This is a genomic window from Selenomonadales bacterium, assembly GCA_018335585.1.
Lineage (GTDB): Bacteria > Bacillota > UBA994 > UBA994 > UBA994 > UBA994.
The window spans coordinates 1-15,179 of the sequence record JAGXRZ010000066.1; the positions used below are offsets into that span (position 1 = coordinate 1).

Genomic DNA, 15,179 nt, shown 5'->3' on the forward strand with positions numbered 1-15,179 from the left:
GGATGGCTATTTGCGAATACGCCTCATGGTGCGAAGGCCAGCGCCACGATTTATAGCATCGTCGAAACGGCCAAGGAAAATGGCTTAAACCCCTTCACCTACCTGATCTACTTGTTCGAACAGATGCCTAATATGGATGTCAAAGATCGAGATGCCTTAGACAAACTGCTTCCATGGTCCAACAGCTTGCCGGCCAGGTGCCGGATCAGGAAAATAAGTGACGAAATGCCCGCCTCCTAAAAAGGCGGGTTATTTTACGCCCACAGACCTGACTCCGCCATTACATTAGGTGGGGAAAGTTTGACGCTCACGTTCTTAAAAATGACAACAAAAAACCTACCTGTTGGAAAGAAGGACCAACTGGGAGAAAATGGGTGTTAGTTGTATGGAAGTTAAATTCTCACCTCCGGCCAATTAATTTATGAACTCCTGCCTGCCCGCCCGCCTGCGGGCGGGCAGGCAGGAGTATAGATTTGGCCTTTGCTCAGCAGGGCAAAGACCAGGCGGACAAATTTACGGGCAGTCAACACCAGTGCACGCTTGTGCTGATGTTTTGTCACCTCTTGATATTTGACCTGGTAGTAAGCCTTGTACTCCTCATTGTGTACCCGCAATGAGTTGGCTGCTTCCACCAAGTAATAACGGAGGTAACGGTTGCCGGTCTTAGTAAGCCGTCTTTCCTCAGCGTCAAAGTCACCGGACTGGTAACGCGACCAAGTCAAGCCGGCATACTGGGCCAAAGCGGCTTCATCACGGAACCGGGAGATATCACCGATTTCTGCAGTGAGGCCAGCGGCCCAAACCGGACCAATGCCTGGGATGGTAGTCAATGTCTGTGGGATTGCTTGCAGCTCCTGGGCAATGACTTTATCCAAACGTTTGATCTGGCTTTTGAAAAAGTCGATATTATGGAGGGTCATGGTAAGGGTAACATTTATCGAGTTTTGGATCTTGGGATTAAGCCGGTAAGCTCTTTTAGCCATATTCTTTAAATCCGCTGCCATTTGCCCAACGTCTTTAAGCCTGTGGTTACCGTTTTGGGCGATAAAAGAAACAAGTTGTTCCGTATCCATGTTGACCAGTTCGTCCGGTGACAAATCCCGAAGGAGAGCCGAGGAAGCCTTGCCGAAGGTGTTGCTAAAGGGGTTATCTTTCCGGTAGTTGGAGAACTTAAGGAAAATCATGTTGCAGGCCCGGTTTTGTTCAGTTGTGACTAGCTCAATCAGATGGAGCCGGTGGCGGGTCAATTGGAGTAATGGTGCGGTAGTGATTTTTTTAAGAGAAAAGGGTTCTATCCGGCCAAAGCGGACCCGTTCTGCAATCAGCCAAGCGTCTTGATGGTCAGTCTTAGGCCGCTTGGGAAAGGATTTTTTAAACCCTGCCACAAGGGAAGGATTGATTTCATAAACCGCCCAATGAGGAGGAACTTCTTTGGCGGCAGCAAGGAAGTCCCGCAAGTGGACACCGTAAACAGAAGTGGCCTCAAGGCCGATATGGACCTCATTGACCGAAAAAGTTGTAATTGTATCCAGGAGTTGGTTTGCACCAAGAAAGTCATTGGCAAACTTCCGGGAAGGACCTAGCTGGTTACCGTCTTGATCAAGAAAGCAAAGCACAGCGTCATTAGCACTAATGTCGATACCTGCAAATAGCTTTGTTGTCATAGGGTTCACCTCCCCGGATTGGCCAGAATTAGGGCGTACCCCTGAGGGCTTAATGCATACACAACCTCGCAAAACATTAGAGTTCACTTTAGGGTCACCGTGGGTACACCCAAGGCCTGCTGAAAACCAAAGGACAGTGCCCCGAAGCGACTCAACCCACGCGTAAGAACTCTACATTAAGCTCAGGGACTCACTCTTAATAAAGTAGTCAAAGCTACAAGGGGTGAAAGAGGGACCCTGACCAACCTATGTTGATTGTCTCAAAGGGTACGCCTAATTGGCAAGGATGAATTTCCAATTAAATTATACGAGGGGTGTTGAACACGTTCTCCATCACAGCAGCACCCACCTTATCTTCCCATCATTTACGAGCATATGGCACACGCCTTTTTTCTCGCTGTTGCCTATCCAGTTTGGGATGTTGCTCAGAAGCGATTTACCGACGGGAACCACCACCGCCTGTTTTAAAACCTCAATCAAACGGGCGTAGCCGTGGTCGAAATCTTGGTCGCAAGTCGTAGAAACGCCATCGTACATATCCTCTTTTAGAATCTCAAACTGGTCGCTGCCTTCCTCGGCAAACACCTCGCGGACTGAACGACGTATGCTCTCGGCGTTGTAGTAGTTCCTTCGCTGTTCCTCAAAGTTGCGTTGATACCTTGGGTATTTGCATATGTTTTCCCTTGTTACGCCGCCGGCTGTTTCAGCATCGCAGTAAGCCGCGATGAGTTCAATTACGTAGACCTGCTCGTGCGGCTCAATTTTGACGGGAGGCAAGAGTTTTGCCGGCAGCTTTATCACGTTCCCGCCTATATGGATTTTACCGTCCTTGACATAAACGGTCGCAAGCGGAACTTGTGGTAGCTGGACCTTATCCAGTTGCGGAACAAGTTCATCAGCTATCTTCATGTTCACGTCAGGAGCGGCGGCTTTGCTGCCACTCGCACAATCGGTCAATATTTGCGCGAATACATCGGCGCATTTAGCGGCGACCTGATATTTCTTTGAAACTGTGATTCCCTTGTCCGCAAGCGCGGCGCGCAATCCTTCAATCGCGTCATCAGATAAGTCGGATATGTACACCTCAAACTTGGCTTTGTCCATATGGCCGACCATGAACGTTGCGTCTTTGCGTGGCAATGGCTTAGAACCGTTAAAAATCCGCGTGAGGTAATCAGGTTTATTGTCCAGCAAAGGGCATTGCTCGTCATCGGTGTCTTCGGTGATGTTGGAAATCAGAGCCACGACAAAGTCTGACTGGTATTTCCCGTCCCCGCAAAACGGGTACAGCATCTTCGCGAAATCACTAAAGGTCACAAGCCCACCCCCTGTTCATTACCCAACTAACCAAAAGGCCGGTTTGGTACGTTCTGGTACGGTCTGGTACGGAGTCGGAGTAGTCCCGTTTTGTAGAATTAAATGCGTAAGGACAAGCACGACGGGCCCGACCAGAGAGCATCAACTAAACTATCTATTAGTATAGCACACCTATTCGCGCTTGTCAATGTGATTATTGCGAAAGCAACAATGATTGGAGTTATCACAGACATTTCACCAAACCCTGGGAAATTCCTAGAAAGGAGGTAATCAATGCTGTGGACGAAGTCAGGAATCTGAACAACAAACGGGTCGGTGATGTAAGCACGGACAAGCGGGTCTTTGAAATCCAAATCAAGGACTGCATCACCCGAATCACGGCGAACCCCGACGAGACGCTGAGCATTACGCAAGAACGCACCACCCCAGCGACCTAATTGCCAATCCCCGCATCAACTCAATAACTGAAGTCCGCCAGAACGCAAGACGGCAGCGCGGAACTCCCTAACAAGGGGTTCACCTGCCGTCTTGTTCTGTCTTAAAGCGGGTTCAACGGCTCCGGCGGATTTCAGAAATCTCTGAAAACCAAAGGAGTCGAACATGGAAAACCAACGCTTTATCAAAATCGATGGCGAGCAAATCCCCGTTACAGAAGAAGTTTACCGTGCTTACAAGCGTCCGGCCTGGGCGGAACGTAAGCGCCAAGAGCGCAGCAAGCGCTGTGTCATCAGCAACGGCAAGGACGGCACAAAGCGGTGCACAGATGACTGCAGCAAATGCGACAAACAAAGAACGGGTAGCGTCCTATCTCTCAACAAGTTTATCGACGACGGCTACGAAATCACCGATCCGGTGGATTTGGCTGAATTTGTGGCGGACAAGCTGCTCCTCGAACAGCTAGTTGCCGCCCTTGATGAGTTGGAGCCTGACGAGCGGTCGCTCATCGACGCGCTGTTCTATAAAGAACGTACGGAGCGGGACTACGCCGCCGAAATTGGCATCTCCCATCAGGCAGTCGGCAAGCGCAAGCATAAAGTTATTGAAAAACTGCGCGGCATTATGGGCGCAGACAAATAATTCTCAAAAACCGGGGGGTGTTGGTTGCCAACGCCCCTTTCGCTGTCCTGTGGATGGTGAGGGGAGAACAATCTCCCCCGGAAACGGAGGTAGATCAATGGAAACAAAGGCGAAAAACACGGACACGGATTTGCGCGACGGTAACCTCGACGAGGAGTTAGCAGGTATCCTGACCGCGATAAGCGTCGTGTCCAAACGCCTCGCCAAGAAGCTGCTCGCGCTGCAGAGGCGGGACGAACCTGCAGGGGAAGGAGGTGTACCTGATGGGCAGGATGAGTGAACTTGATATGGTATTGCGGGAATTCCACGCCGCCGCGAAAGCTCTCATCAGCGCTTGCGACAACTTGAGGGAATTTTACAGTCGCGCCGCCGAATCGCCGGTGCCGGACGGAGCCGAACTGCCCGCCCCGAATCCAAAGCCCATAACGTTGGAGCAAGTGCGAGCCGTCCTTGCGGAAAAATCCCGCGACGGCCACACCGCTGAGGTGAGGGCGCTGCTCGAAAAGCACGGCGCGGCGAAGCTATCGGAGATTAACCCCGCCAAGTATGCTGCCTTGCTCGCGGAAGCGGAGGTAATAGGAAATGGGTAAGCACGCCCTGCTCTCGGCTTCCTCAAGCCATCGGTGGATTAACTGCCCGCCGTCCGCGCGGCTCTGCGAGCAATACGAGGACAGGGGCAGCAGCTACGCCGCCGAAGGTACGGACGCCCATACTCTCGGCGAGTACAAGCTTAAAACAGCCCTCGGCATCAAGGCGAAAGACCCGACTGCCAACCTCTCATATTACTCGGAGGAGATGGAGGAATGCGCCAGCGGCTACGCCGCCTATATCCTCGAACTGGTGGAGACGGCAAAGCAGACCTGCGCCGACCCCGTTATCTTAATCGAACAGCGGCTCGACTTCTCCAAGTATGTGGAGGGCGGCTTCGGAACAGGCGACTGCGTAATCATCGCCGACGGGACGCTCCACATCGTGGACTACAAGCACGGCCAGGGCGTCTTGGTCGAAGTGACCGACAATCCGCAAATGAAGCTGTACGCCTTAGGCGCGCTGGAGCTGTTCGACGGCATCTACGACATCGGCACGGTCAGCACGACGGTATATCAGCCCCGGCGCGACAACGTCGCCACTCACACGGTTTTCAAGGAATCTCTCTATCAGTGGGCGGAGGAAGTGCTAAAACCTGCCGCCGAACTGGCCTACGCCGGGGAAGGAGAATTCCGATGCGGCGACTGGTGCCAGTTTTGCAGGGCGAAGCACGACTGCCGCAAACGGGCGGAGCGCAACCTTGAACTCGCAAAGTACGAATTCAAGCTGCCGCCACTTTTGGAGGATGATGAAATCGAATCCATCCTCGGCAGGATTGACGACCTCGTGTCGTGGGCTTCGGACATCAAGGACTATGCACTGCAAGCGGCCCTCGGCGGCAAACAATGGCACGGCTGGAAACTGGTCGAGGGGCGCTCCAACCGCAGGTATACAAACGAGGAAGCGGTCGCTAATGCCGTCAGCGCGGCGGGCTTCGATCCTTACGAACACAAGGTGCTGGGCATCACCGCAATGGAAAAGACCCTCGGCAAGGCAAGATTCGCCGAATTAATCGGCAATCTGGTCGAGAAGCCCCAAGGCAAGCCGACGCTCGTGCCGGCGAGCGATAAACGCCCGGCAATGAATACGGCAAAACAAGATTTCAATGAGGAGGAAAATTCCAATGGCTAACCAGGCAAACAACGTAAATAAGCATGCTTCCAACCCCATGAAGGTCATCACCGGCCCCGATACCCGCTGGTCTTACGCCAACGTGTGGGAAGCGAAATCCATAAACGGCGGCACGCCGAAGTTCTCGGTGTCGCTCATCATCCCGAAGTCCGACACCAAGACAGTCGCTAAAATCAAGGCGGCGATTGAAGCGGCCTACCGCGAGGGCGAGGCGAAACTAAAGGGCAACGGCAAGTCCGTACCACCCCTCTCCGCGCTCAAGACCCCGCTACGCGACGGCGACACTGAACGCCCCGACGACCCCGCCTACGCCAATGCTTACTTCATCAACGCCAACAGCGCGACCGCGCCTGGCATCGTGGACGCCGACCGCCAGGAAATCCTGAACCGCTCGGAGGTGTACAGCGGCGTATACGGCAGGGCGAGCGTGAACTTCTACGCCTTCAACTCGAATGGCAACAAGGGGATCGCCTGCGGGCTGAACAACCTGCAGAAAATCCGCGACGGCGAGCCCCTCGGCGGCAAATCCCGCGCGGAGGACGACTTCGCCACCTGCGGCGAAGAGGACTTCCTCGGCTAAGACCAATGACCCCAAGGGTGGTGGGCTCCGCGCCTGCCACCCTATACGGGGTTATGAAAGGACGGTCATATGGAAAACGAAATATGGAAAGACATTCCCGGCTACGAAGGTAAATATCAAGCCAGCACGCTGGGCCGTATAAAAAGTCTAAATCGCTATATAACTCGCCCCCACCCAAAAACAAAAGAGGTAACAAGATACTTAGTACGAGAACGAATTCTGAAAAATGTTGTCGGATCACACGGTTACTATGTTGTTGGTCTCGGGCAACACAACAACCAGAAGACACATCGACTTGTTGCCCTGACATTTTTAGGAACCTGCCCTGTAAATCAGGAGGTACGACATCTAAATGGTGTTCGAACTGACAATCGTATTGAAAACTTGAAGTATGGGACACGGAGTGACAACCACATTGACCGCTATGAATATGGCAGTCGCATGGGTTCCCTTAACTCACAAGATGTGATTGAAATCCGAAGTCTATTGTTAAACGGCAAAACTCCAACATCAGTAATTGCTGAAAAATTTGGCGTAACTTGTGGTGCTATAGCTCATATCAGACAAGGGAGAACATTTCAATGGCTAACATAAAACAAATTTCGCTGGACGTGGAAACTTTTTCGTCTGCTGAGCTCACAAAATGTGGGACTTATAAATATTGCGAATCGCCAGATTTTTCTATTTTACTTTTCAGCTACTCCATTGACGGCGGCGAGGTTCATATCGTTGACCTTGCAAACGGCGAGACCGTTCCTGCCGAAGTACTCGACGCATTAACGGACGATACCGTAGAGAAATGGGCTTTCAACGCCAACTTCGAGCGGGTCTGCCTTTCGCGGTATCTGTCAGGCATGGGCATCAGCCTTGACCCCTTCGCCGACAACCACCACTCCGCCGCTGTCTTTGGCAAAGCGAAATACCTGAACCCCAAATCGTGGCGCTGCGCGATGGTATGGTCGGCGTACATGGGGCTGCCGCTCTCGCTTGAAGGCGCGGGCGCGGTGCTGGGGCTTGAAAAACAGAAGCTGACCGAAGGCAAGGAACTCATCCGCTATTTCTGCTCGCCATGCAAGCCAACCGCCGCGGGCGGGCAGCGAACACGCAATCTTCCAGAACACGCCCCTGAAAAGTGGGAAGCGTTCAAAGCATACAACCGCCGCGATGTGGAAGCGGAACTGTCTATTCAAGAGAGACTCGCCAAGTTCCCCGTGCCGGATTCCATTTGGGATGAGTATGCCCTCGACCAGGAAATAAACGACCGTGGCGTGGCTTTGGATATGACGCTCGTCCGCTACGCCATCAAAGCTGATTCCCGTTCCCGCGCCGAATTGACCCGGCTGATGAAGGAACTCACCGACCTTGACAACCCGAACTCCGTGCGGCAGATGAAGCAGTGGCTCGCTGACAACGGCATGGAGACAGATACCCTCGGCAAAAAGGCGGTCACGGAACTGCTCAAGGACGCGCCGGAGCCGCTCGGAAAAGCGCTGGCTCTCCGTCAGCAGTTGGCGAAATCGTCAGTCAGAAAATACCAGGCGATGGAGAATGCTGTCTGCGCCGATGGTCGGGCAAGGGGGATGTTCCAATTCTACGGGGCGAACCGGACCGGGAGATGGGCGGGACGGCTAATACAGATGCAGAACCTCCCTCAGAACCATTTGCCAGACCTCGAACAAGCGCGGAGCCTTGTCAGAAACGGAGACTTCGCCGCCCTTGAGCTGCTCTACGACAACATTCCAGATGTCCTTTCCCAATTAATCCGCACGGCGTTTGTGCCGAAAGACGGCCACAAGCTAATCGTCGCTGATTTCTCGGCGATTGAAGCACGTGTTATTGCATGGCTCTCCGGGGAGCGGTGGCGTAACGAGGTATTCGCCACCCACGGCAAAATCTACGAGGCGTCGGCAAGCCAGATGTTTAATGTGCCGCTTGAGGCTGTCACTAAGGGCAGCCTGCTCCGGCAGAAGGGCAAAATCGCCGAACTCGCCCTTGGCTACGGCGGCTCGGTTGGCGCGCTCAAAGCAATGGGCGCGCTTGAGATGGGCTTGTCGGAGGATGAGCTGCAAGCACTCGTCACGGCTTGGCGGGCATCCAACCCGAACATCGTGCGGTTCTGGTGGGACGTTGACCGCGCTGCCATGACTGCGGTCAGGGACAGGACGGTTACCGAGACCCACGGCATCCGCTTCGGTTATCAGAGCGGAATGCTGTTCATCACCCTCCCGTCCGGCAGACAGCTCTGCTACGTCAAGCCCCGCATCGGCACAAACCGGTTCGGCTCGGACTGCGTGACCTACGAGGGCGTCGGCGGCACAAAGAAATGGGAACGGATCGAAAGCTACGGCCCCAAATTTGTGGAGAACATCGTACAGGCAACGAGCCGCGATATCCTCTCTTACGCCATGCGGACGCTCCGGTATTGTTCCATCGTCATGCACGTCCACGATGAGATTGTGATCGAAGCCGACAAAAGGATGTCCACCAAGGTTCTCTGCCGGCAAATGAGCCGGACGCCGCCGTGGGCGAAGGGGCTCCTGCTCCTTGCCGACGGGTTCGATTGCCCATTTTACAAAAAAGATTAACGGTTTGGTTGCCAATCCGCCCCTCGCTGTCCTGTGGATGGTGAGGGGTTTTTAACCTCTCGAAAATATATTTTCAGGAGGTTAAACATGAATGAATTACAGGTGTTCTCCTACGAGGGGAACGACGTAAGAACAGTGCTCCAAGGCGACGAAACGCTCTGGGTGCTGAAAGATGTGTGCGATGTGCTTGGGCTGTCGGACACGAACAAGGTGGCGGAACGTTTGGACGGCGATGAGCTGACCCGAGTCAAATTCGTGTCAGGCGGACAGGCCCGCGAAATGTACGCCGTGAACGAGAGCGGCCTCTACAACGTAATCCTCCGTTCCGACAAGCCCGAAGCCAAAAAATTCAAGCGTTGGGTCACCCACGAGGTGCTTCCAGCCATCCGCAGGCATGGCGCCTATGTCACCCCCGCCAAGCTTGAAGAAATCATGAACGACCCCGACGCTTGGATTAAGGTGCTGACCGCCCTTAAAGAGGAACGCGCGGCAAAGGAACGATTGCAGCTGGAAGCTATCGAAAACAAGCCAAAGGTGATATTCGCCGATGCCGTTTCGGTATCCGAGGGTACGATCCTTATCGGTGAATTGGCTAAAATCCTCAAGGGCAACGGGATCGAAATCGGGCAGAACCGCCTTTTTGAAAGGCTCCGTCAGGACGGTTACCTCATCAAGCGAAAGGGTACGGATTACAACGCCCCGACCCAGAGAGCGATGGAACTGGGGCTGTTCAAGGTCAAAGAAACCGCCATTACGCACTCAGACGGCCACGTCACCATCAGTAAAACGACCAAGGTCACGGGTAAGGGGCAGCAATATTTCATCAACCTCTTCCTTGGGGAAAGGGGCGGCGATGGACAGATATAACGCGCAAGGCTACCCTGACCTGACGGCTTATGAAGCGCTGATAGCGGTAGCCAAAACCGAAACCCCGGCAAAGCGATACCGGCCGCTTGTATACGTCGCTTCGCCCTTTGCCGGGGAAACGGAGTACAACATATCTAAGGCGCGGGGATATTGCCGCTTCGCCGTGTCCAAGGGGTGCATCCCTCTTGCCCCGCACTTGCTCTACCCGCAGTTTATGGACGACGGCGACCAGGAAGAACGGGAACTGGGGCTGTTCTTTGCCCTCGTCCTGCTCGGCAAGTGCGATGAGCTCTGGGTTTTTGGGGAGAAAATCAGCACAGGCATGGCCGCCGAGATCGCCAAGGCGAAGAAGCGCGGGATGCCCATCAAATACTTTAACCACAAATGCGAGGTGTTGGGGCATGGAACTTAAAATCGCATACGGCGACAGCCGCCTGTCAAAGCGGTGGGTCAACAAGAAAACCACCTTCGATGAGTTATGCGAGCGTTTCAAGGTTACCCGCCGCACAACCGAGACGGTCGCCGAATACAAGAAATTCACCAAAGATAAACGCGACGCCACCAAGGACGTGGGCGGCTACGTCCTCGGGCACCTCAAGGGCGGCAGGCGCAAGAAAGACACGGTCGAGAGCCGTTCGGGGATCACCCTCGACGCAGACCACGCCGATAGCAGTTTTATCGACACCGTGGAGATGCTTTTCCCGCACAGGTGCGCGGTCTACTCCACCCACAGCCACACGCTGGAAGAACCCCGGCTTCGTGTGGTTATCCCGCTTGCCCGCGAGGTTTCGCCGGATGAATACGCCGCACTCTCCCGGCTGGTGGCGGAGGCCGTCGGCATGGACTATTTCGACGACAGCACCTACGAGCCGGAACGCCTGATGTACTGGCCGTCCACGCCCTCGGACGGGGAATATATCTTCAAAATAATCGACGGCGACACCCTCGATCCCGACGCATACCTCTCGAAGCTGTCCGACTGGCGGGACTGCTCGCTCTGGCCTACGTCAAGCCGCCAGTCCGAGGTAATCCAGCGGAGCATCCGCCAACAGCAAGACCCGCTCGCCAAGGAAGGCTTGGTCGGGGCTTTCTGCCGCGCATACCCGATAGAGGACGTAATCGCGGCGTTCCTTCCCGACGTGTACGAGCCGTCGGCGATGGGCGGCCGCTACGACTACATCCCCGCCGACAGCTCAGCAGGCGTTGTGCTTTACGAGGGAAAGTGGGCGTATTCCCACCACGCCACCGACCCCGCCTGCGGCCGGCTGCTGAATGCCTTTGACCTCGTCCGTATCCACAAATTCCCCGACCTTGACGAGAAGGCGGGTTTTAAGGCGATGAGCGAGTTTGCCGTGAAGGACGAAAAAGTAAAGCTGTTGCTCGCCGAGGAGCGGATCGCCGCCGCCGAAAAGGACTTTGACAGGAGCGGCGACTGGAAGTCCCAGCTTGCCCGCGAGAAAAGCGGCGTATTGTCCAACACCCTCGGCAACCTGCTCCTTATCTTAAATAACGACGAAGACTTCGCGGGCATCCGCCACAACCGGCTAGCCAACCAGATATACGGGGATAACCTGCCGTGGGAGCGGCCGCACCCGCCTTGGCGGGACGCCGACACCGCCCAGCTTGTGGCCTGCATCGACAAACGCTACGGCACTTTCTCGGCGCGCAACTACGAGCTTGCCCTCACCAAGGTAGCCGACGACCGCGCCTACCATCCAATCCGTGAATATCTTGGCGGCCTTCCCGAATGGGATAGGATTCCCCGGATCGACACCCTGCTCATCGACTACCTCGGCGCGGAGGACACGCCTTACGTCAGAGCCGTTACCCGAAAGACGCTTGTGGCGGCGGTGGCGAGAATCTTGAATCCGGGCGCGAAGCTCGACTCCATCCTTGTGCTGAACGGCAAGCAGGGCATCGGGAAGTCCACGTTATTCTCAAAGCTCGGCCAGCAATGGTACTCCGACAGCCTTTCCATATCGGACATGAAGGACAAGACCGCGCCGGAGAAGCTGCAGGGCTACTGGATACTGGAGCTTGGGGAACTCGCGGGCATCAAGAAGATGGATGTGGAGACGGTGAAGTCCTTTATAACCCGTGTGGACGACAAGTACCGCCCCTCATACGGACGCGCAGTCGAGAGCCATCCCCGCCAGTGCATCATCGTCGGCACAACCAACTCGGATGGCGGTTTCCTGCGCGACATCACCGGCAACCGCCGCTTCTGGCCTGTCTGGGTATCCGGCGAAGGCAAATACAACGCTTGGGAACTCACGGACATAGACCAGATTTGGGCGGAAGCCCTTGTTAAATACCAAGGCGGCGAGGAACTGTTCCTTACAGGCGATACCCTTGCGGCAGCTTTTGCCGAACAGCGGGACGCGATGGAGAACGACGACCGCGAGGGGCTTGTCGCCGAATACCTCGACGCCCTGCTCCCTGAAAACTGGGATGCGATGGACATCTACCGCAGGCTGGAATATATCCGCTCCCCGGGCGACCCCACGGGGGCAAAGGGCAGCATCCGCAGGGGCCAGGTTTGCGTCATGGAAATCTGGTGCGAGTGCTTCGGGAAGTCCCGCGAATCCATCAAGAAGGCCGACTCCTACGAAATCCAAAGCATCCTGAACAGGCTCGGAGGGTGGGTTAAGTTCAGTGGCGGCAAAACGGGCAAACGCTATGTGCCTATGTATGGACCCCAACAAGTCTTTATCAGGGCAGATTGCGTGCTCAGCATTGACGATTGAGGCTTCGGCAACGACATCGGCAAAGTCGCAAGCCCTTTATAAATCGGCGTTATGTGGCTGCAAATTGCCCATATGCCTATAAATTCCTTATTAAATCTTATTTTTATAGTAAAAAGAGAAACAGGCACGAGTAATACGCGCGCGTAAGGTCTATAGGGAAAAACGGCAAGTTGGGCAACACAAAAACGGAGGTCAACATGCGGGAGAAAACCATAGAGCGGAAACTTGTCCAAGCGGTAAGGGCGATGGGCGGTATCGCGCCCAAATTCATAAGCCCCGGCTTCGATGGGATGCCTGACCGCCTTGTGCTTCTGCCGAATAAAATAGCTTTTGTGGAAGTCAAGCGGCATGGGGAGAAACCCAGCCCATTGCAGGAAGCAAGACATGGGCTGCTCCGGCGCCTGGGATTCAAAGTCTACGTCTTGGACGATGAAGGGCAGATACAACAAATTCTTAATGAGGTGAGATGTGCAAATGGAAGGCTTATTAGCAAGGGCTGACCTTCACGATTATCAGAGATATGGCGTTGAATTTATAAAAACAAATACCGTGAGCGCAATCTTACTGTCTATGGGGCTTGGCAAGACGGTTATCACCCTGACTGCCCTCTTGGATCTGTTGTTTGACAGCTTCGAGGTACACAAAGTTCTGGTTATTTGTCCTCTCCGCGTCGGGATTATATGGGTAGATGAGATTAAAAAATGGAGCCATCTGCACTTTCTGCAATGTTCAGTTGCTATCGGAAGCGAAACGGAGCGGAAAGCGGCGCTCAAAGCCAAAGCCGACATCTACATCATCAACCGCGAGAACGTCCAATGGCTCATCGAGGAAAGCGGGCTGCCATTCGACTACGACATGGTGGTGGCGGACGAACTCTCGTCTTTCAAGAACCACCAGTCACAGCGGTTCAGATCGCTGATGAAGGTTCGCCCCAAGGTGAGACGTATCGTTGGGCTGACGGGTACGCCGACCGGCAACGGGCTGATGGATTTGTGGGCTGAGTTCCGGCTCCTTGACATGGGTAAGCGGCTGGGGCGGTTCATCGGGCAGTACCGCACCGATTATTTCGTCCCCGACAAGCGAAACGGCCAGGTCATATTTAGTTACAAGCCCCTGCCGTATGCCGAGGAGGAAATCTACCGTAAAATCGCTGACATTACTATTTCCATGAAGTCCACCGACCATATACTAATGCCGGAACTGGTGACCGCCGAGTACCCCGTTCGGCTGTCGGACAAAGAGCGGGAGCGGTATGACGAACTACGGCAGGACTTGGTGCTGAGGCTGTCGGGCGACGAAGTGACCGCCGCCAATGCCGCCGCCCTGTCAGGAAAGCTCTGCCAGATAGCGAACGGCGCGGTCTACGGCGACGACGGCGAAGTGTTCCGCATCCATGACCGCAAGCTGGATGCGCTGGAGGATTTGATTGAAGCCGCTAACGGTAAGCCGGTTCTAATTGCCTACTGGTTCAAGCACGACCTGGCGCGGATACTGGAGCGATTCCCCGCGGAAAAGCTGGACAGCGCCGACTCCATTAGACGGTGGAATGACGGTGAAATCCCTGTGGCGGTCATCCATCCTGCTTCTGCCGGGCATGGGCTGAACTTGCAGGCCGGCGGCTCTACTCTCGTGTGGTTCGGACTTACCTGGAGCCTGGAGCTCTACCAGCAGACAGGCGCCCGGCTCTGGCGGCAGGGGCAGAAAGACACGGTGGTTATCTACCATATCATCGCCAAGGGTACGATTGACGAACAGGTCATGGCCGCCCTTAAGCGGAAGGACAAAACCCAGACCGCCCTGATTGAGGCGGTCAAAGCAAATTTGTAAACCTACGGAGTAAATCAACGACAGCTAAAGCCAAAAGCTGCCAATCCGAGGGAAACAAAACCGAATCGGAGGTAGGCTTATGAGCGAAGTAACAACTGAGCGCGTCAGATGCGCGGCTTGCCGGTTTGCATGTCCCGACGAATCGGCAAGCAGCAAGATATGGACGGCTTTCCAGTGCGGCAACGATAAAAGCGAGTATCACAGGTGCCTGCTAAACATCACGCCAAACGGCGACAAGCAGTCGCGGATAACCTGGACAGGATGTGAACTCGGGGAAAGGAGGCGGTGTTTATGACGGTTAAGGAGTACTTGGCCCAAACGCGGCGGATAAACCGCCTTATAGACGCAAAATTAGAGCAGGTACGAACACTTCGGGAGCTAGCCGCCAAAGCCACATCCACTCTCTCTCCGACACCGCCGAGCGAGACGCGCAATGTCCACCGCATGGAGGAGATCATCGCCAAAATGCTGGATTTGGAGAATGAAATAAACTTAGACATCGACAGGCTCGTCGACTTGAAGCGGGACATTGCGAATGCTATCCGTTCTTTGAATAGCCCAGATTACAGGGTACTCCTGGAACTGCGCTATCTCTGCTTCAAAACATGGGATGAAATCGCGGCGGATTTTCATTGCAGCGTGCGCCACGTTCACCGAATACACGGCGAAGCGTTAGCCGCCTGCTCGGAGCGAGTAAAAGATGTCACTATAATCTGTTGAATGTCACAGCAAAAGTTTGATAGCATTAGAATAGCGAAACGTAGCTTCCAAGTATACAAGCAATCTTTTTTGGAGG

18 protein-coding genes are annotated in these 15,179 nt (G+C 54.5%); 16 read left to right on the plus strand and 2 right to left on the minus strand.

Annotation, left to right across the window (positions count from 1 at the left end; all coding sequences use genetic code 11):
* A partial coding sequence (locus KGZ66_11910) for a transposase domain-containing protein (GenBank protein MBS3986291.1) occupies positions 1-240 on the plus strand: 240 nt, incomplete at its 5' end.
* A 179-nt stretch (positions 241-419) separates the two neighbouring features.
* Here the strand turns inward: KGZ66_11910 and KGZ66_11915 are convergent.
* Positions 420-1,664: an IS110 family transposase gene (locus KGZ66_11915; protein ID MBS3986292.1), complete on the minus strand. Its 1,245-nt coding sequence runs from the start codon at positions 1,662-1,664 to the stop codon at positions 420-422.
* A 333-nt stretch (positions 1,665-1,997) separates the two neighbouring features.
* Positions 1,998-2,981: a hypothetical protein gene (locus KGZ66_11920; GenBank protein ID MBS3986293.1), complete on the minus strand. Its 984-nt coding sequence runs from the start codon at positions 2,979-2,981 to the stop codon at positions 1,998-2,000.
* Positions 2,982-3,259: 278 nt separating this feature from the next.
* Between KGZ66_11920 and KGZ66_11925 the strand changes: the two genes are divergently transcribed.
* The 15 genes from KGZ66_11925 (at position 3,260) to KGZ66_11995 (ending at position 15,103) form a co-directional block, all read left to right on the plus strand.
* Positions 3,260-3,418 (plus strand): hypothetical protein, encoded by a 159-nt coding sequence (locus tag KGZ66_11925; GenBank protein ID MBS3986294.1) that lies wholly within the window; start codon positions 3,260-3,262, stop codon positions 3,416-3,418.
* 163 nt (positions 3,419-3,581) lie between these two features.
* Positions 3,582-4,058 (plus strand): sigma-70 family RNA polymerase sigma factor, encoded by a 477-nt coding sequence (locus KGZ66_11930; GenBank protein MBS3986295.1) that lies wholly within the window; start codon positions 3,582-3,584, stop codon positions 4,056-4,058.
* A 97-nt stretch (positions 4,059-4,155) separates the two neighbouring features.
* Positions 4,156-4,338, plus strand: coding sequence for a hypothetical protein (locus KGZ66_11935; GenBank protein MBS3986296.1), 183 nt, complete (start codon positions 4,156-4,158; stop codon positions 4,336-4,338).
* Between the two features lie 7 nt (positions 4,339-4,345).
* Positions 4,346-4,648, plus strand: a complete 303-nt coding sequence (locus KGZ66_11940) for a DNA ligase (protein ID MBS3986297.1) — start codon at positions 4,346-4,348, stop codon at positions 4,646-4,648.
* Positions 4,641-5,777 (plus strand): DUF2800 domain-containing protein, encoded by a 1,137-nt coding sequence (locus tag KGZ66_11945; protein ID MBS3986298.1) that lies wholly within the window; start codon positions 4,641-4,643, stop codon positions 5,775-5,777. The genes KGZ66_11940 and KGZ66_11945 overlap by 8 nt, the downstream gene beginning before the upstream one ends.
* Positions 5,770-6,357, plus strand: coding sequence for a DUF2815 family protein (locus KGZ66_11950; protein ID MBS3986299.1), 588 nt, complete (start codon positions 5,770-5,772; stop codon positions 6,355-6,357). The genes KGZ66_11945 and KGZ66_11950 overlap by 8 nt, the downstream gene beginning before the upstream one ends.
* 69 nt (positions 6,358-6,426) lie before the next feature.
* Entirely contained in the window at positions 6,427-6,951 is a 525-nt protein-coding gene (locus KGZ66_11955) for an NUMOD4 motif-containing HNH endonuclease (protein ID MBS3986300.1), read from the plus strand.
* Positions 6,948-8,942, plus strand: a complete 1,995-nt coding sequence (locus KGZ66_11960) for a hypothetical protein (GenBank protein ID MBS3986301.1) — start codon at positions 6,948-6,950, stop codon at positions 8,940-8,942. Before KGZ66_11955 ends, KGZ66_11960 begins: the two co-directional genes overlap by 4 nt.
* 87 nt (positions 8,943-9,029) lie before the next feature.
* A complete protein-coding gene (locus tag KGZ66_11965) occupies positions 9,030-9,809 on the plus strand; it encodes a phage antirepressor KilAC domain-containing protein (protein MBS3986302.1) in 780 nt (259 codons plus the stop codon).
* On the plus strand, positions 9,796-10,221 hold the full coding sequence (locus KGZ66_11970) for a DUF4406 domain-containing protein (protein ID MBS3986303.1): 426 nt from the start codon (positions 9,796-9,798) through the stop codon (positions 10,219-10,221). The genes KGZ66_11965 and KGZ66_11970 overlap by 14 nt, the downstream gene beginning before the upstream one ends.
* Positions 10,211-12,556, plus strand: coding sequence for a hypothetical protein (locus KGZ66_11975; protein MBS3986304.1), 2,346 nt, complete (start codon positions 10,211-10,213; stop codon positions 12,554-12,556). The genes KGZ66_11970 and KGZ66_11975 overlap by 11 nt, the downstream gene beginning before the upstream one ends.
* 197 nt (positions 12,557-12,753) lie before the next feature.
* The gene (locus tag KGZ66_11980; protein MBS3986305.1) at positions 12,754-13,056 is read left to right on the plus strand and encodes a VRR-NUC domain-containing protein; all 303 of its coding nucleotides are present in this window, start codon (positions 12,754-12,756) and stop codon (positions 13,054-13,056) included.
* Positions 13,031-14,383, plus strand: coding sequence for a DEAD/DEAH box helicase (locus KGZ66_11985; protein ID MBS3986306.1), 1,353 nt, complete (start codon positions 13,031-13,033; stop codon positions 14,381-14,383). Before KGZ66_11980 ends, KGZ66_11985 begins: the two co-directional genes overlap by 26 nt.
* A gap of 79 nt (positions 14,384-14,462) precedes the next feature.
* Positions 14,463-14,678 (plus strand): hypothetical protein, encoded by a 216-nt coding sequence (locus KGZ66_11990; GenBank protein ID MBS3986307.1) that lies wholly within the window; start codon positions 14,463-14,465, stop codon positions 14,676-14,678.
* A complete protein-coding gene (locus KGZ66_11995) occupies positions 14,675-15,103 on the plus strand; it encodes a sigma-70 family RNA polymerase sigma factor (GenBank protein MBS3986308.1) in 429 nt (142 codons plus the stop codon). Before KGZ66_11990 ends, KGZ66_11995 begins: the two co-directional genes overlap by 4 nt.
* Positions 15,104-15,179: the final 76 nt, after the last annotated feature.